The sequence below is a fragment of the Lentilactobacillus raoultii genome (genome assembly GCF_900411375.1).
Taxonomy (GTDB): domain Bacteria; phylum Bacillota; class Bacilli; order Lactobacillales; family Lactobacillaceae; genus Lentilactobacillus; species Lentilactobacillus raoultii.
In genome coordinates, this window is record NZ_LS422992.1 from 67,566 (window position 1) to 83,631 (window position 16,066).

Annotated in this window: 29 protein-coding genes; all 29 read left to right on the forward strand. The window is 40.2% G+C overall.

Translation table 11 applies throughout. From position 1 onward, the window contains the following. Positions 1 to 74: 74 nt before the first annotated feature. The 29 genes from fusA (at position 75) to ED605_RS10590 (ending at position 16,056) form a co-directional block, all read left to right on the forward strand. A complete protein-coding gene (gene fusA, locus ED605_RS10450) occupies positions 75 to 2,177 on the forward strand; it encodes an elongation factor G (protein WP_121978838.1) in 2,103 nt (700 codons plus the stop codon). 361 nt (positions 2,178 to 2,538) lie between these two features. After that, a complete protein-coding gene (rpsJ, locus tag ED605_RS10455) occupies positions 2,539 to 2,847 on the forward strand; it encodes a 30S ribosomal protein S10 (RefSeq protein WP_035444678.1) in 309 nt (102 codons plus the stop codon). Positions 2,848 to 2,875: 28 nt separating this feature from the next. After that, positions 2,876 to 3,511, forward strand: coding sequence for a 50S ribosomal protein L3 (gene rplC, locus ED605_RS10460; RefSeq protein WP_121978839.1), 636 nt, complete (start codon positions 2,876 to 2,878; stop codon positions 3,509 to 3,511). 17 nt (positions 3,512 to 3,528) lie between these two features. Next, positions 3,529 to 4,152 (forward strand): 50S ribosomal protein L4, encoded by a 624-nt coding sequence (gene rplD / locus ED605_RS10465; protein WP_121978840.1) that lies wholly within the window; start codon positions 3,529 to 3,531, stop codon positions 4,150 to 4,152. Next, positions 4,152 to 4,439 carry a 50S ribosomal protein L23 gene (gene rplW, locus ED605_RS10470; RefSeq protein ID WP_121978841.1) on the forward strand — a complete coding sequence of 96 codons (288 nt, stop codon included), beginning with the start codon at positions 4,152 to 4,154 and terminating at the stop codon, positions 4,437 to 4,439. Before rplD ends, rplW begins: the two co-directional genes overlap by 1 nt. A gap of 28 nt (positions 4,440 to 4,467) precedes the next feature. Then, positions 4,468 to 5,307, forward strand: a complete 840-nt coding sequence (gene rplB, locus ED605_RS10475) for a 50S ribosomal protein L2 (RefSeq protein WP_121978842.1) — start codon at positions 4,468 to 4,470, stop codon at positions 5,305 to 5,307. A gap of 43 nt (positions 5,308 to 5,350) precedes the next feature. Next, positions 5,351 to 5,626, forward strand: coding sequence for a 30S ribosomal protein S19 (rpsS, locus tag ED605_RS10480; RefSeq protein WP_121978843.1), 276 nt, complete (start codon positions 5,351 to 5,353; stop codon positions 5,624 to 5,626). Between the two features lie 16 nt (positions 5,627 to 5,642). Next, on the forward strand, positions 5,643 to 5,999 hold the full coding sequence (rplV, locus tag ED605_RS10485; RefSeq protein WP_121978844.1) for a 50S ribosomal protein L22: 357 nt from the start codon (positions 5,643 to 5,645) through the stop codon (positions 5,997 to 5,999). Between the two features lie 3 nt (positions 6,000 to 6,002). Continuing rightward, positions 6,003 to 6,668, forward strand: coding sequence for a 30S ribosomal protein S3 (gene rpsC / locus ED605_RS10490; RefSeq protein ID WP_121978845.1), 666 nt, complete (start codon positions 6,003 to 6,005; stop codon positions 6,666 to 6,668). Positions 6,669 to 6,670: 2 nt separating this feature from the next. Next, positions 6,671 to 7,105, forward strand: a complete 435-nt coding sequence (gene rplP / locus ED605_RS10495) for a 50S ribosomal protein L16 (RefSeq protein ID WP_121978846.1) — start codon at positions 6,671 to 6,673, stop codon at positions 7,103 to 7,105. Next, on the forward strand, positions 7,095 to 7,289 hold the full coding sequence (gene rpmC, locus ED605_RS10500; RefSeq protein WP_121978847.1) for a 50S ribosomal protein L29: 195 nt from the start codon (positions 7,095 to 7,097) through the stop codon (positions 7,287 to 7,289). The genes rplP and rpmC overlap by 11 nt, the downstream gene beginning before the upstream one ends. A 25-nt stretch (positions 7,290 to 7,314) precedes the next feature. Then, positions 7,315 to 7,581, forward strand: coding sequence for a 30S ribosomal protein S17 (rpsQ, locus tag ED605_RS10505; protein WP_121978848.1), 267 nt, complete (start codon positions 7,315 to 7,317; stop codon positions 7,579 to 7,581). A gap of 57 nt (positions 7,582 to 7,638) precedes the next feature. Further along, entirely contained in the window at positions 7,639 to 8,007 is a 369-nt protein-coding gene (gene rplN / locus ED605_RS10510) for a 50S ribosomal protein L14 (RefSeq protein ID WP_056983600.1), read from the forward strand. Positions 8,008 to 8,035: 28 nt separating this feature from the next. Continuing rightward, complete coding sequence (rplX, locus tag ED605_RS10515) at positions 8,036 to 8,344, forward strand: 50S ribosomal protein L24 (protein WP_121978849.1); 309 nt, start codon at positions 8,036 to 8,038, stop codon at positions 8,342 to 8,344. A 30-nt stretch (positions 8,345 to 8,374) separates the two neighbouring features. Beyond that, positions 8,375 to 8,917 (forward strand): 50S ribosomal protein L5, encoded by a 543-nt coding sequence (gene rplE / locus ED605_RS10520; protein ID WP_121978850.1) that lies wholly within the window; start codon positions 8,375 to 8,377, stop codon positions 8,915 to 8,917. A 16-nt stretch (positions 8,918 to 8,933) separates the two neighbouring features. Then, complete coding sequence (locus tag ED605_RS10525; RefSeq protein ID WP_003635667.1) at positions 8,934 to 9,119, forward strand: type Z 30S ribosomal protein S14; 186 nt, start codon at positions 8,934 to 8,936, stop codon at positions 9,117 to 9,119. 28 nt (positions 9,120 to 9,147) lie between these two features. Continuing rightward, the gene (rpsH, locus tag ED605_RS10530; RefSeq protein ID WP_008855790.1) at positions 9,148 to 9,546 is read left to right on the forward strand and encodes a 30S ribosomal protein S8; all 399 of its coding nucleotides are present in this window, start codon (positions 9,148 to 9,150) and stop codon (positions 9,544 to 9,546) included. Positions 9,547 to 9,573: 27 nt separating this feature from the next. After that, positions 9,574 to 10,113, forward strand: a complete 540-nt coding sequence (gene rplF / locus ED605_RS10535; RefSeq protein WP_121978851.1) for a 50S ribosomal protein L6 — start codon at positions 9,574 to 9,576, stop codon at positions 10,111 to 10,113. A 34-nt stretch (positions 10,114 to 10,147) separates the two neighbouring features. Continuing rightward, positions 10,148 to 10,504 (forward strand): 50S ribosomal protein L18, encoded by a 357-nt coding sequence (rplR, locus tag ED605_RS10540; protein ID WP_121978852.1) that lies wholly within the window; start codon positions 10,148 to 10,150, stop codon positions 10,502 to 10,504. A gap of 21 nt (positions 10,505 to 10,525) precedes the next feature. Then, positions 10,526 to 11,029 (forward strand): 30S ribosomal protein S5, encoded by a 504-nt coding sequence (gene rpsE / locus ED605_RS10545; protein ID WP_121978853.1) that lies wholly within the window; start codon positions 10,526 to 10,528, stop codon positions 11,027 to 11,029. A gap of 14 nt (positions 11,030 to 11,043) precedes the next feature. Next, positions 11,044 to 11,229: a 50S ribosomal protein L30 gene (rpmD, locus tag ED605_RS10550; protein WP_121978854.1), complete on the forward strand. Its 186-nt coding sequence runs from the start codon at positions 11,044 to 11,046 to the stop codon at positions 11,227 to 11,229. Between the two features lie 26 nt (positions 11,230 to 11,255). Continuing rightward, positions 11,256 to 11,690: a 50S ribosomal protein L15 gene (gene rplO, locus ED605_RS10555; RefSeq protein ID WP_121978855.1), complete on the forward strand. Its 435-nt coding sequence runs from the start codon at positions 11,256 to 11,258 to the stop codon at positions 11,688 to 11,690. Beyond that, on the forward strand, positions 11,690 to 13,018 hold the full coding sequence (gene secY, locus ED605_RS10560; protein WP_121978856.1) for a preprotein translocase subunit SecY: 1,329 nt from the start codon (positions 11,690 to 11,692) through the stop codon (positions 13,016 to 13,018). The genes rplO and secY overlap by 1 nt, the downstream gene beginning before the upstream one ends. 27 nt (positions 13,019 to 13,045) lie before the next feature. Beyond that, a complete protein-coding gene (locus tag ED605_RS10565; RefSeq protein ID WP_121978857.1) occupies positions 13,046 to 13,702 on the forward strand; it encodes an adenylate kinase in 657 nt (218 codons plus the stop codon). A gap of 127 nt (positions 13,703 to 13,829) precedes the next feature. Then, positions 13,830 to 14,048 carry a translation initiation factor IF-1 gene (infA, locus tag ED605_RS10570; RefSeq protein WP_003559541.1) on the forward strand — a complete coding sequence of 73 codons (219 nt, stop codon included), beginning with the start codon at positions 13,830 to 13,832 and terminating at the stop codon, positions 14,046 to 14,048. A gap of 36 nt (positions 14,049 to 14,084) precedes the next feature. After that, on the forward strand, positions 14,085 to 14,204 hold the full coding sequence (gene rpmJ / locus ED605_RS10575) for a 50S ribosomal protein L36 (RefSeq protein ID WP_011668476.1): 120 nt from the start codon (positions 14,085 to 14,087) through the stop codon (positions 14,202 to 14,204). Positions 14,205 to 14,229: 25 nt separating this feature from the next. Beyond that, on the forward strand, positions 14,230 to 14,595 hold the full coding sequence (gene rpsM, locus ED605_RS10580) for a 30S ribosomal protein S13 (RefSeq protein ID WP_121978858.1): 366 nt from the start codon (positions 14,230 to 14,232) through the stop codon (positions 14,593 to 14,595). Positions 14,596 to 14,620: 25 nt separating this feature from the next. Next, positions 14,621 to 15,010, forward strand: a complete 390-nt coding sequence (gene rpsK / locus ED605_RS10585; RefSeq protein ID WP_121978859.1) for a 30S ribosomal protein S11 — start codon at positions 14,621 to 14,623, stop codon at positions 15,008 to 15,010. Between the two features lie 95 nt (positions 15,011 to 15,105). Further along, complete coding sequence (locus tag ED605_RS10590; RefSeq protein WP_121978860.1) at positions 15,106 to 16,056, forward strand: DNA-directed RNA polymerase subunit alpha; 951 nt, start codon at positions 15,106 to 15,108, stop codon at positions 16,054 to 16,056. Positions 16,057 to 16,066: the final 10 nt, after the last annotated feature.

The following is a 16,066-nucleotide window of genomic DNA, read 5'->3' on the forward strand; positions in this document are numbered from 1 at the left end:
GATAATATTTGTTTTAAGCTTCGCATAAAAGGTGGCTTAGACCACTTTTTATACGAATTGGAAGGAGTAACACAATGGCTAACAAACGAGAGTTTCCGCTAGAAAAAACTCGTAATATCGGAATTATGGCCCATATCGATGCTGGTAAAACAACGACTACTGAACGTATTCTGTATTATACCGGTAAGATTCATAAGATTGGTGAAACCCATGATGGGGCTTCACAAATGGACTGGATGCCACAAGAACAAGAACGTGGGATTACTATTACGTCAGCTGCGACAACTGCTCAATGGAAAGACCATCGAATTAACATCATTGATACCCCCGGACACGTTGACTTCACTGTTGAAGTTGAGCGTTCTCTGCGAGTACTTGATGGTGCAATTGCCGTTCTTGATGCACAGGCCGGTGTAGAGCCACAGACAGAAACTGTTTGGCGTCAAGCATCTGATTACGATGTTCCACGGATTGTCTTTGTTAATAAGATGGACAAGATTGGCGCAAACTTTGACTTTTCTGTTCATTCAATTGCTGATCGTTTGAATGCCAAGCCACTTGCCATTCAAATGCCAATCGGTGCTGAAGATCAGTTTGAAGGGGTTATTGACCTCATCGAAATGAAAGCCGATTTGTATGATGAAGACAAGCTTGGAACGGAATGGGATACAGTTGATATTCCGGATGAATATAAAGAAGAAGCTAAGAAGCGTCGTGAGCAATTAATTGAAACGGTTGCTGACGTTGACGATGACATTATGGATAAGTATCTTGAAGGCGAAGAAATTTCGATTCCTGAGCTGAAGGCTGCCATCCGTAAAGCAACTTTGAACTTGGAACTCTTCCCAGTATTAGCTGGTTCAGCTTTCAAGAACAAAGGTGTACAAATGTTGATGGATGCCGTTATTGACTACTTACCATCTCCACTTGATGTTAAGCCTTACAACGCAACTGATCCTGCAACTGACGAAAAAGTTGAATTAAAAGCTAACGATGACGCAAGCTTTGCCGCCTTGGCATTTAAGGTTGCAACTGATCCATTCGTTGGTCGTTTAACTTATATTCGGGTTTACTCAGGGACACTTGAATCGGGATCATATATTTTGAATGCAACTAAGGATAAACGCGAGCGTGTTGGACGATTACTCCAAATGCATTCAAATCACCGTCAGGAAATTCCTGAAGTATTTTCTGGTGATATTGCGGCGGCTATTGGTTTGAAAAACACCACAACTGGTGATTCACTAACTGACGTTAAGCGTCCACTGCATCTTGAGTCAATGGACTTTCCTGATCCAGTTATTCAAGTTGCTGTTGAGCCAAAAACTAAAGCTGATCAAGATAAGATGAATGTTGCCTTGCAGAAACTTTCTGAAGAAGATCCAACATTCAAGGCTGAAACTAATCCTGAAACCGGTGAAACATTAATTGCCGGAATGGGTGAGCTGCATTTGGATATCATTATTGATCGGATGCGTCGTGAGTTTAATGTTGATGCAAAAGTTGGTGCACCACAAGTTTCATATCGTGAAGCATTTACTAAGCAAACCTCTGCTCAAGGTAAATTTGTTCGTCAGTCAGGTGGTAAAGGTCAATACGGTGATGTTTGGATTGAATTTACGCCAAACGAAGAAGGTAAAGGCTTTGAATTCGAAGACGCCATTGTTGGTGGTGTTGTTCCTCGTGAATTCATTCCTGCCGTTGAACAAGGTTTGAAAGAATCTTTGCAAAATGGTGTTCTGGCCGGTTACCCACTGGTTGATTTAAAAGCTAAGCTATATGATGGTAGTTATCATGAAGTCGATTCTAGTGAAGCCGCCTTTAAGGTTGCTGCATCATTAGCACTTCGAAATGCTGCTAAAACGGCTGCCCCTGTCATTCTTGAACCGATCATGAAGGTTGATATCAACGTTCCTGAAGAGTACATGGGTGATATTATGGGCCAAGTTACTGCACGTCGAGGCCGTGTTGATGGGATGGAAAGTCGAAGTGGGGCTGAAGTTATTCATTCATTTGTGCCATTGGCAGAAATGTTTGGTTACGCAACCACTCTTCGTTCAGCCTCTCAAGGCCGTGGTACTTTTACAATGACATTTGATCATTACGAGCCAGTACCAAAGAGCATTCAAGAAGAAATTATCAAGAAGAATGGCGGCAACACAGGCGACAATAAGTAAAAAATATTTTTGAGAGATTGGGTTTTCCAATCTCTTTTTTGTTGAAACTTTTACCGATATGTTCAAAAGGTAATTTGAATTTGGACTTTAAAATGCTGAGATGAATTAAATTAAAGTTTTGGATTAAGTAGTTGATGACAAATATATTACAAAATCAGATTGTTGAACTTGGGGCTTGTTTTAGCAAGCTTTTTTTAGTACACTAGTTAAGTACTGTTTTGAGGGATAATTGTGTCCAGAAAAACGTATAGGTAAGCTTTGATGTGAAAGGTTGCGACACACCCGGATGCTTTGCCATGGGTTTGGCGGTAATTTTCACGGAGTTAGTCTTATTTTTAAAATAGACGAAGGAGGGAATACAATGGCAAAACAAAAAATTCGTATTCGTTTAAAGGCGTACGAGCATCGTATCCTAGATCAATCTGCAGATAAAATTGTTGCAACGGCACAGAGAACTGGGGCTACAATTTCTGGTCCAATTCCATTGCCAACTGAACGAACAATTTATACTGTACTTGCTTCACCGCATAAGTTTAAAGATGCACGTGAGCAATTTGAGATTTTGACTCATAAACGATTAATTGATATTTTAAACCCAACGCCAAAGACAGTTGATTCGCTGATGAAGCTTGATCTGCCTAGTGGTGTTGATATTGAAATTAAACTTTAATTAAATACAAAATATTGGAGGTGTACTCATGACCAGAAAAGGAATCTTAGGAAAAAAGGTTGGAATGACGCAAGTCTTCACTGAAAGCGGCGAATTAGTCCCAGTAACAGTCGTTGAAGTGACACCTAATGTCATTATGCAAATCAAGACCGTTGAAAATGACGGTTACGATGCTGTTCAATTGGGTTATTCGGATAAGCGAGCAGTGCTTACAAATAAACCTGAACAAGGTCATGCAAAGAAAGCAAAAACGACTCCTAAGCGCTTCATTAAGGAAATCAAAGATGTTGAGCTGGGAGATTATAAGGTAGCTGAAGAAATCAAGGCAGATATCTTTAAGCCAGGTGACATCGTTGATGTAACCGGTACAACTAAAGGTCATGGATACCAAGGTAACGTCCATAAAGATGGACAATCACGTGGTCCTGAAACTCACGGGTCTCGTTATCACCGTCGTCCAGGTTCACTTGGGCCAATCATTAACCGAGTTGTTCCAGGAATGAAATTGCCAGGAAGAATGGGTAATAAAACTGTTACAATTCAAAACCTTGAAATTGTAAATGCCGATACTGACAATAACGTTATCTTAATCAAGGGTAATGTTCCAGGTGCAAACAAATCATTTGTTACAATTCGAAGCGCCGTTCGCGGTGCAAACAAATAGAAGGGAGGCAACTATAGATGACTGATGTAGCATTATATAAGCAAGATGGTACTCAAAACGGAACAGTTTCTTTAAATGAAACTATTTTTGGTATTGAACCTAATAATAATGTTGTTTTTGATGCAATCGTAATGCAGCGTGCATCTAAACGACAAGGAACTCACGCAGTTAAAAACCGTTCAGCTGTTCGTGGTGGTGGTAAGAAACCATGGCGTCAAAAAGGAACTGGTCGAGCACGTCAAGGTTCTATTCGTTCACCACAGTGGCGTGGTGGCGGAATTGTTTTTGGCCCTACTCCACGTTCATATGCCTATCATTTGCCTAAGAAAGTTTCACGCTTAGCTTTGAAATCAGTGCTTTCAGAGAAAGTTGCTGATGAAAAACTATTGGTTGTTGATGAATTATCATTCGACAAGCCTAAAACAAAAGAATTTGCAGCATTATTAGGGAAATTAAACGTTTCAACCAAGACTTTAGTTGTTTTGGAAGACGGTAACGAGAAAGCATCACTTTCTGCACGGAACCTTGAGAACGTCAAGGTTGTTTCAGCTGATGGCATTAATACATTAGATGTAGCAGATCATGATAAAGTTGTCATTACAAAGGCTGCGCTTTCTCGAGTAGAGGAGGTGCTCGCATAATGGAATCACGTGATGTTATTTTACGCCCAGTTATTACTGAAGAATCAACCAGTAAAATGGACAACAAAACATACACCTTTGATGTTGATTTACGAGCAACTAAGACACAAGTAAAAAAAGCAATTGAAGATATTTTTGATGTCAAAGTTGTTCGAGTTAATATTATGAATGTTCGTGGTAAGTTAAAGCGACAAGGACGTTATTCTGGTTACACTAAAAAGCGTCGTAAAGCAATCGTTACTTTATCGGAAGACTCAAAGGAAATCCAATTATTTAGCGAAGAATAATTATTTAATGAATTAGGAGGGAAACGTTGTGGCTATTAAAACATATAAGCCAACCAGCAATGGTCGACGTAATATGACCAGCTTAGACTACAGTGCTATCACTAAGAGTAAGCCTGAAAAGTCATTGCTTGAGTCTAAAAGCAAAACAGCCGGCCGTAATAATTACGGTCATATGACTGTTCGTCACCGTGGCGGTGGTAATAAGAATCAATATCGAGTTATTGATTTTAAGCGAAGCAAAGATAACGTTCCGGCAACGGTTAAAGCAATCGAATATGATCCTAATCGAACTGCTAACATTGCATTGTTGGTTTATGTCGATGGTGTTAAATCATACATTCTTGCACCAAAAGGATTAAAGGTTGGAGACAAGGTCGAATCAGGTACAGATGCTGATATTAAAGTCGGCAATGCATTGCCTTTAGCTAACATTCCTGTTGGATCAATCATTCACAACATTGAATTAAAGCCTGGAAAAGGTGGCCAATTGGCGCGTTCTGCTGGTGCCTCAGCACAATTGCTGGGTCGTGATGGTAAATATGCGTTAGTTCGTTTATCTTCAGGTGAAGTTCGAATGGTTTTGGCAACTAATCGTGCCACGATTGGATCAGTTGGCAATGAAGAACACGAATTGATCAATGTTGGTAAGGCAGGTCGAACTCGTTATAAGGGCCAACGTCCACATGTTCGTGGTTCTGTAATGAACCCTAACGATCACCCTCATGGTGGTGGTGAAGGTAAAGCACCGGTTGGTCTTCCATCACCATTATCACCATGGGGTAAGAAGACAGTTGGTAAGAAGACTCGTTCTAAAAAAGCGCGTTCAAACAAATTTATTGTTCGTCGTCGTAAGGGATCGAAGATGTAAAAAGCATATGCAATTAGTTTGCATATGAAGAGGAGGTTTCAAAATGAGTCGTAGTTTAAAAAAAGGGCCATTCGCCGATAAGTATTTACTTAAAAAGGTTGATGCCCAAAAGGACCAAGAAAAAAAGTCTGTAATCAAGACATGGTCACGACGATCAACAATTTTTCCAAGTTTTATTGGTTATACTTTCGCAGTTTATGATGGGCGTAAACATGTGCCAGTATTTATCCAAGAAGATATGGTTGGCCACAAACTTGGAGAATTTGTTCCAACTCGGACTTTCCATGGCCACGGTACTGACGATAAGAAGACTGTATAAACAAGGAGGATAACAAATGGCTGAACAAGTTACATCAGTAAAAGCAACTGCCAAAACTGTTCGCATTGCCGCTCGTAAGGTCCGTCTTGTAGTTGATCTTATCAGAGGTAAAAGCGTTGCTGAAGCAGCCGCCATCTTGGACTTTACACCACGCGGTGCTTCTCCAGTGGTTTCTAAGGTACTTAAATCTGCTGTTGCTAATGCAGAAAACAATTTTGACTTAGATTCAGAAAACTTAATTGTTAGTGAAGCATACGTAAACGAAGGTGCAACTTTAAAACGTTTTCGTCCAAGAGCTAAGGGCTCGGCATCACCAATTAATAAACGAACTAGTCACATCACAATCGTTGTGTCTGAAAAAGAGGAGGGATAACGCGTGGGAAATAAAATAAATCCTAATGGTTTACGAGTTGGTATTATTCGTGACTGGGAAGCCAAGTGGTACGCTGGCAAAGATTATGCTGCATATTTGCGTGAAGATTTGCAAATTCGTAAGTACATTGAAAAGCGACTTGCTAATGCCTCTGTTTCAACTGTTGAAATTGAGCGTGCTGCAAATCGTGTTAACATTTCAATTCATACTGCTAAACCAGGTATGGTTATTGGTAAAGGTGGATCAGAAGTTGAAAGTCTTCGTAAGGAATTAAATAATCTTACGGGCAAACGAGTTCACATTAATATTATTGAAATCAAAAAGCCAGACCTTGATGCAAAACTTGTTGGTGAAAATATTGCTCGACAGTTGGAAGGCCGTGTTGCTTTCCGTCGTGCAATGCGTCAAGCAATGCAGCGAACGATGCGTGCGGGCGCTCAAGGGATCAAGACTCAAGTTGCAGGCCGTTTAAACGGTGCAGATATGGCTCGTGTTGAATCATATTCTGATGGAACTGTTCCTTTGCATACTTTAAGAGCTGATATTGACTATTCATGGGTTGAAGCCTTTACAACTTACGGTTCGATTGGTGTAAAGACTTGGATCTATCGTGGTGAAGTTCTTCCTGAAAAGCCAAAGAGCAGTAAAGCTGATAAAGGAGGCAAATAAGCATGTTAGTACCTAAACGTGTAAAGCACCGTCGTGAGCACCGTGGAAAACTCCGCGGAAACGCTAAGGGCGGAACAACGGTTACTTTTGGTGAATACGGTTTGCAAGCACTTGATTCACATTGGATCACAAACCGTCAAATCGAAGCTTGCCGTGTGGCGATGACTCGTTATATGAAGCGTGGTGGAAGAGTTTGGATTAAGATCTTCCCTCACAAATCATATACTGAAAAAGGTGTCGGCGTTCGAATGGGTAATGGTAAAGGGACACCAGCTGGCTGGGTATCACCAGTTAAGCGTGGTAAGATCTTGTTTGAAATCGGTGGTGTTTCTGAAGCAGTTGCTACTGAAGCATTGCGTCTCGCATCCAATAAACTTCCCGTTCGTACAAAGGTTGTAAAACGTGAGGAAGTAGGTGGCGAATCAAATGAAAGCTAAAGAAATTAATGAATTAACCACTGCTCAAATGCTTGAAAAAGAAAAAGATTACAAAGATGAGTTGTTCAATCTTCGTTTCCAGTTAGCCACTGGGCAATTGGAGAACACGGCGCGATTGAAGCAAGTTCGAAAAAATATCGCTCGGATTAAGACAGCTCTGCGTCAGCAAGAGTTAAACAAGTAAAATACGATAAGGGAGGTTATCATTAATGGCTGAAGAACGTAACCAGCGTAAAGTTTATCAGGGACGTGTTGTTTCTGACAAGAATAACAAAACAATTACTGTAATGGTGTCGACTTACAAGAAACATCCTACTTATGGTAAGCGAGTTCGTTATTCAAAGAAATTCACTGCTCAAGATGAAAACAACGAAGCCAAGGTCGGCGATATCGTACGGATTATGGAAACTCGTCCTCTTTCAAAGACGAAACGTTTCCGTTTGATTGATATTGTTGAAAAAGCGGTTATTATTTAACTGATTTAAATACCATTATTATCGTATTTTATTTGACGATGAAGGGAGGATATACCTGTGATTCAACAAGAAAGTCGATTAAAAGTTGCCGACAACTCAGGTGCACGAGAATTGTTAACTATTAAGGTTTTGGGTGGTTCAACTAGAAGGTACGCTGGAATTGGTGATACCATTGTTGCTACGGTTAAACAAGCAACACCAGGTGGCGTTGTCAAAAAGGGTGACGTGGTTAAAGCGGTAATCGTTCGTACTAAAGCTGTCACTCGTCGGACTGATGGTTCATACATTCGATTTGACGAAAATGCTGCGGTTCTGGTTCGTGATGACAAGAGCCCTCAAGGCACTCGTATCTTTGGCCCGGTTGCTCGTGAATTACGTGATAACAACTTCATGAAGATTGTTTCATTAGCCCCAGAAGTGCTGTAAACCAACCAGGATATAAGGAGGTGCCAACATGTTCATTAAAACTGGTGACAAGGTCCGTGTTATTAGTGGTAAGGACAAAGGAAAAGAAGGAACGGTCAAAAAGACTATTGCTTCTAAAGATCGTGTAATTGTTGAGGGTGTCAATAAAGTTAAGAAGCACACCAAGGCTTCGTCAGCAAATCCTAATGGTGGAATTGTTGATGCAGAAGCACCAATTCACGTTTCTAATGTGATGCTGATTGATCCATCGACAAACGAACCAACTCGTGTTGGAATTAAGTTTGAAAATGGCAAAAAAGTTCGTTATTCTAAAAAATCGCAAAAAGCGATTGACTAATTTAAACCGGGAAAGGAGGATAACTTTTAAATGATAAGTCGTTTACATGAACAATTTAATAAAGAAATTGTGCCACACATGATGGACAAGTTTAGCTACAAGTCAGTCATGCAAGCCCCGAAGATTGACAAAATCGTTCTTAACATGGGTGTTGGTGATGCTGTTACCAATGCCAAAAATTTGGATGAAGCAGTTTCAGAACTTGCTTTAATCTCTGGTCAAAAGCCATTGGTCACTAAGGCTAAGAAGTCAATTGCCGGTTTTAGACTACGAGAAGGTATGTCAATTGGTGCCAAAGTGACTCTTCGTGGTGACAGAATGTATGATTTCTTGGATAAACTAATCAATGTTTCATTACCACGTGTTCGTGATTTCCACGGTGTTAGCCCGAAAGCCTTTGATGGTCGAGGTAACTATACTTTAGGTGTTCGTGAACAATTGATTTTCCCGGAAATTGACTACGATAATGTTAACCGTGTTCGAGGTCTTGACATCGTGATCGTCACAACTGCTAATACTGATGAAGAGTCACATGAATTACTGGCTCAGTTCGGTATGCCATTTGCTAGATAATTGAGGAGGTTTCACATTGGCTAAAAAATCATTAATTGTAAAAAGTGAACGCCCTGCAAAGTTCTCAACTCAGAACTATACGCGCTGCGAACGTTGTGGGCGACCTCGTTCAGTTTACAAGAAATTCCACTTATGCCGTCTTTGCATCCGTGAACTTGCCCACAAGGGTCAAATTCCTGGTATGAAGAAAGCTAGCTGGTAATAACTACTAAGAAGGAGGTTGTTCGCTGATGTCTATGACTGATCCCATTGCAGACTTTTTAACTCGCATTCGTAATGCCAACATGGTTTATCACGAAACGGTTGAAGTTCCTGCATCAAAAATCAAACGTGACATTGCTGAAATTCTTAAACGTGAAGGCTTTGTCCGCGATGTTGAATACATTGAAGATGACAAGCAAGGCGTTATCCGCGTTTTCCTGAAATACGGTAAGGATAAGCAACGTGTCATCACTGGCTTGAAACGTATCTCAAAGCCAGGGTTGCGTTCATATGTTAAAGCAGATGCTGTTCCAAAGGTTTTAAATGGCCTTGGAATTGCGATTATTTCTACATCAAACGGTGTCATTACTGACAAACAAGCTCGCGCCCAAAAAATTGGCGGCGAAGTATTAGCTTACGTTTGGTAATATTTCAAAAAATTGGAGGTGTGATCCGTGAGTCGAATTGGTTATAAAACAGTTGTCCTGCCAAAAGGTGTTGAAGTGACAACCGATGGTAACAAAGTGACTGTTAAGGGTTCTAAAGGATCTTTAACTCGTGAATTTGTTTCTGAAATTAAAATGAATATTAAAGACAATGAAGTTAATTTTGAACCAGCTGTTGACTACAACAATAAAGTTCGCGCTCTGCATGGAACAATGCGAGCAAACTTCAACAACATGGTTGAGGGCGTTACGGATGGTTTCAAAAAAACTTTGAAGTTAGTCGGTGTTGGATATCGTGCTGCACTTAAGGGTAAGACTTTGACCCTTACAGTTGGTTATTCAAACCCGGTTAACATAACTGTACCGGAAGATCTCACCGTTGAAGTACCTGATAACACAACAATTCACATCAGTGGAATCAGTAAGCAACGAGTTGGAGATTTTGCTGCGTCTGTTCGTGATGTTCGTTCACCTGAACCATACAAAGGTAAAGGAATTCGTTACGAAAACGAACATATTATTCGTAAGGAAGGTAAGACTGGTAAGTAAACTACCAGCTTAATAAATTATTGAGGTGACTATTGTGATTTCTAAACCAGATAAAAATAAGAGTCGGAAACGTCGTCATAACCGTGTCCGGAATAAAATTTCTGGTACTGCCGAGTGCCCACGCTTGAACGTTTTTCGTTCTAATAAAAACATCTACGCGCAAATTATTGATGACGTAGAGGGTGTAACGCTTGTTAGTGCCTCAACACTTGATTCTGCAATCAGTGATGGTAACAAGACTGAACAAGCAGCTGGTGTTGGTAAATTAGTAGCTGAACGTGCAAGCGAAAAGAACATCAAAAAAGTTGTTTTTGATCGTGGCGGTTATCTCTACCATGGTCGGGTTCAGGCTCTCGCTGATGCTGCTCGTGAAAATGGACTAGAATTTTAATAAAAGGAGGAATAACCGCACATGAAGAAGTTTATTGATCCTGATAAGTTAGAGCTTGAAGACAATGTTGTTGCTATCAACCGGATCACTAAAGTTGTTAAAGGTGGACGTCGTCTTCGTTTTGCTGCTTTAGTCGTGGTTGGCGACAAGCATGGTCATGTTGGCTTCGGAACTGGTAAAGCACAAGAAGTTCCTGAAGCAATTCGTAAAGCTGTTGAAGCAGCTCGTAAAAACTTAATTGAGGTTCCGATTGTTGGTACAACGATTCCTCATGAAGTTGTTGGAACTTACGGTGGTGGACGAATCATGTTAAAGCCTGCTGAAGAAGGTTCTGGAGTAGCAGCGGGTGGTGCTGTTCGTTCTGTCATGGAACTTGCCGGCATTGACGATGTTACTAGTAAGCGATTGGGTTCCAATACTCCTGTCAACGTTATCCGAGCAACATTTGAAGGCTTGGTTTCATTGAAGAGTGCTGAAGAAGTTTCAGCTTTACGTGGTGTATCGACCCAACATTTGGCTGAATAAGGAGGGTGTTTTAATTGGCTCAATTAAAAATTACTTTAAAACGTAGCGTAGCGCATCGCCTCCCAAATCAACGTAAAATTGTGAAGGCACTCGGCTTGGGTCGGGTTAACAGTACAGTTGTTAAGCCGGATAATGAATCAATTCGTGGCGCTTTGTTTAAAATCGCTCACTTAATTGAAGTTGAACAACTCAAAGATTAATTATTTGTAAGGAGGTGCCAAATTTTATGAAATTAAATGAATTGAAAGCTGCAGAAGGTTCTCGTTCATTGCGTACCCGTAAAGGTCGTGGCCGTTCTGCTGGTAAAGGTGAGACTGCTGGCCGTGGTCAAAAAGGCCAAAAAGCTCGTGGCAAGACACGAATTGGTTTCGAAGGTGGTCAAATGCCATTGTATCGTCGAACACCAAAGCGTGGTTTCAACAATATCAACCGTAAAGAATACGCAGTTGTTAACGTTGAAAAACTTGATGTTTTCGATGAAGGAACTGAAGTAACACCTGAGCTGCTTCAAGATCGTGGAATCGTTAAGAATGCTAAATCTGGGATTAAGGTTCTTGGAGACGGTAAATTGAATAAGAAATTAACCGTAAAGGCTAATAAGTTTTCAAAAACTGCACAATCTGTAATTGAAAATGCTGGCGGTAAAATCGAGGTGGTTTAATGCTCTCGACTCTAACTGGTGCGTTTAAGGTTAAGGAAATTCGAAACAAAATTTTATTTACCCTTTTTGTTTTGATTATCTTCCGGTTAGGATCCTTTATAACTGTTCCTGGTGTTAATGCAAAAGCTTTAACGTCTGTTGCATCATCGGGATTGGTTAGTATCCTGAATACCTTTAGTGGTGGTGGACTAACTAACTATTCGATTTTTGCGATGGGAGTTTCTCCATACATCACTGCTCAAATTATTATCCAATTGCTTCAAATGGATATCGTCCCAAAGTATGTTGAGTGGGGGAAACAAGGAGAAGTTGGTCGTCGAAAATTGAACCAACATACACGATATTTGACCGTGGTACTTGCATTCTTCCAGTCAATTGGGATTACTGCAGGATTTAACCAACTTAGTAGTTTGAATCTAGTAACTAATCCAAGTGTTAAAACGTTTATTGTTATCGGTGTTATTTTAACCGGTGGGTCGATGTTGACAACTTGGATGGGTGACATGATTACTGAAAAAGGAATTGGTAATGGAATTTCAATGATTATTTTTGCAGGAATTATTGCGAGAATTCCAACGGGACTACATTCACTGTGGCAGCAATACTTTGTTGGCGTGAGTGGTTCTGATTTATGGCAACCCATTCTCTTTTCCCTGGCACTTTTAATCATTGTGTTAGTCATTGTGACTTTTGTGACTTGGGTTCAACAGGCTGAACGTCGGATTCCAATTCAATATACGCGAAGAGTTGCCGGTTCTCCAGATAGTAGTTATTTGCCTCTTAAGGTTAATGTTGCGGGTGTTATCCCCGTTATTTTTGCGAGTTCATTCATTGCAACTCCGCAGACAATCCTAATGGCTTTTACCAACAATTATTCCACAACAACTTGGTATCAAGTTTTAAATAATGTATTTAATATGCAAACCACAACAGGTGCTGCTTTTTACACAATTTTGATTATCATGTTTACTTTCTTTTACGCATTTGTTCAAGTTAATCCTGAAAAGTTATCAGAAAATTTGCAGAAGCAAGGTAGTTATATTCCTGGTGTATGGCCAGGCCATGAGACTCAAAGTTATGTATCAAATCTTTTAATGAGATTGAGTACTGTTGGGTCACTCTTCTTAGGGGTGGTTGCATTAATTCCGCTGATTGCCCAGAATGTATGGAACTTGGATGAGTCAATCGGACTTGGTGGTACCAGTCTTCTTATCGTTGTAGGTGTTGCGATCGAAACCATTCGTCAAATTCGTGGATTAATGATGAAGCGTGAATACGTCGGCTTCATTAAAGGTTCTCGGCCAACGACTGGTGAATATAGTGATTAAAACATCTCACGAGGAGGAAAAGAAAAAATGGCATTAAATCTGATTTTAATGGGATTACCCGGAGCTGGTAAGGGTACTCAAGCACAATTTATTGTCGATAAGTACCAAATTCCACACATTTCGACAGGTGATATGTTCCGTGAAGCAATTTCAAATGGAACACCACTTGGACTAAAAGCTAAATCGTTTACCGATAAAGGCAATTTAGTTCCAGATGAGGTTACGAACGGAATTGTGAAAGAACGATTGTCTCATCAAGATACTCAGCCCGGCTTTTTGCTTGATGGTTATCCTAGGACTTTGGAACAAGCTGATGCATTGGCGGATATGACAGATGAATTAAATAAACCATTATCTGCAGTGATTAACATCGATGTCGACCCTAAAATCTTAACTGATCGTTTAACAGCCCGGTTTATTTGCAAAAATTGTGGCGCAACTTATAATAAGTTGTATCACATGCCAAAAGTTGCCGGAACTTGTGATATTTGTGGATCACATGAGTTTTACCAGCGTGATGATGATAAACCGGAAGCTGTTAAAACACGCTTGAAAGTTAATGTTAAAATGAATACGCCGTTGATTTCTTATTATAAGGATCGCGACCTGTTATTTAATGTTAATGGTGATCAAGATATCGATAAGGTTTGGCAAGATGTCGATGGCATCTTAAGCAAGCTATGACCCGCCATAAATTAGGTGTTGAGACTATTGGATTGATGAAATATAATGAATGTGTTAGACTGTCAAAGGTTTGTCGAATTCGTTTATATTTTAAATTCAATTTAACTTAATTTGGAGGTGTTAAATAGTGGCAAAGGATAATGTTATTGAAGTTGAAGGAAAAGTCGTCGAAACATTGCCGAACGCAATGTTTCGAGTTGAACTTGAAAATGGACATGAAATTTTAGCCCATGTTTCTGGTAAGATTCGGATGCATTACATTCGAATTCTTCCGGGAGACAAAGTTACTGTTGAAATGTCACCCTATGACTTAACAAAGGGAAGAATTACTTATCGATTTAAGTAATTGTTTGTCTCCATCATTTTTTGAGGAGGTTTAAAAATGAAAGTAAGACCATCAGTAAAACCAATGTGCGAACATTGCAAAGTTATTAAGCGAAAAGGCCGTGTAATGGTGATTTGCTCAGCGAACCCAAAGCACAAGCAACGCCAAGGAAAGTAGAATTAAAACAGGAGGTGTATACTAAATGGCTCGTATTGCCGGAATCGATTTACCCCGTGACAAACGAATTGTCATCGGATTAACTTACATTTTTGGTATCGGTACAAGTACTTCAGAAAAAATTCTTGCAAAAGCAGGTGTTTCTGAAGATGTTCGTGTGCGTGATTTGACTCCTGACCAAGAGGATAAAATTCGTGAGATCGTGAGCGACCTTAAAATTGAAGGTGACTTGCGACGTGAGATCAGCATGAACATTAAACGACTTCAAGAAATTGGTTCATATCGTGGAATGCGTCATCGTCGTGGCTTGCCCGTTCGTGGTCAAAATACGAAGAACAATGCCCGCACTCGTAAGGGAAAGGCAACTTCTGGAGTAGGCAGAAGAAAATAATTTATAAAGGAGGTCATCTGTTTTTATGGTAAACAAGAAGTCAAGTCGTAAACGTCGGGCTAAGAAAAATATTGCTTCAGGTGTTGCTCATATTCACTCAACATTTAACAATACTTTAGTGATGATTACTGATACTCAAGGTAATGCAATTGCTTGGTCATCAGCTGGTGCTTTAGGTTTCCGCGGAAGTCGTAAATCAACACCGTTTGCTGCCCAAATGGCTGCTGAAGCTGCTGCAAAATCATCAATGGAACACGGCATGAAGTCTGTTGAAGTTGCTGTTAAAGGCCCTGGTTCGGGTCGTGAGGCTGCAATTCGAGCACTTCAGGCTACTGGGCTGGAAGTTACTGCTATTCGTGATGTAACGCCTGTACCTCACAATGGCTCTCGTCCTCCAAAGCGTCGTCGAGTTTAGTTTTTATTGATTCAATATAGTGATGTTTATTTTGCCTATACGTATTGATATATTGCACATGGACTCACGCGTTTTGAAAGGGGTTAATGATAAGAATGATTGAATTTGAAAAGCCTAACATTCATAAAATTGAAGAAACCAAGAACTTTGGTGAGGTGGTTGTTGAACCACTCGAAAGAGGATACGGTACTACTCTCGGGAACTCACTTCGCCGTACTTTGTTATCATCACTTCCAGGAGCTGCCGTAACCAGCATCCAGATTGATGATGTTCTTCATGAATTCTCAACAATTAAAGGCGTTGTTGAAGATGTTACCCAGATCATCCTGAATGTTAAGAAAATTTCGTTGAAATTAGATGGACCTGAAGACGAAGAAGAAAATTTGGAAATTGATGTAATTGGCCCTGCTGACGTGACTGCCGGTGATATTCAAGGCGATAGTGATGTGACAGTTCTTAACCCGGATCTTCACATTGCAACTGTTGCTGAAGGTGCTACTTTCCATATGCGATTAACTGCTAATAGGGGTCGAGGGTACGTTTCTGCTGTTGAAAACAAGAAACGCGCTACTGAGATGCCAATTGGTGTTCTTCCTGTTGATTCCATCTATACCCCAATCGAACGTGTCAACTATCAAGTTGAAAGTACGCGGGTTGGCCAACGCGATGATTTTGATAAATTGACTTTGGATGTTTGGACTAATGGTTCGATCACACCAAGTGAAGCGGTTAGCTTAGCAGCTAAGATTTTAACTGAGCATCTGGAGATGTTTGTTGATTTAACTGATGAAGCTAAGAATACCGAAATCATGGTTGAGAAAGAAGAAACCCATAAAGAAAAAATGTTGGAAATGACAATTGAAGAGCTGGATCTTTCGGTTCGGTCTTATAATTGTTTGAAACGTGCCGGCATTAATACTGTTCAAGAACTTACCGAAAAGACTGAACCTGACATGATGAAGGTTCGAAATTTGGGTCGGAAGTCACTTGAAGAAGTAAAAGAAAAGCTCGCTGCTTTGGGCCTTTCACTTCGTAAAGAAGATTAATTAAATTTAT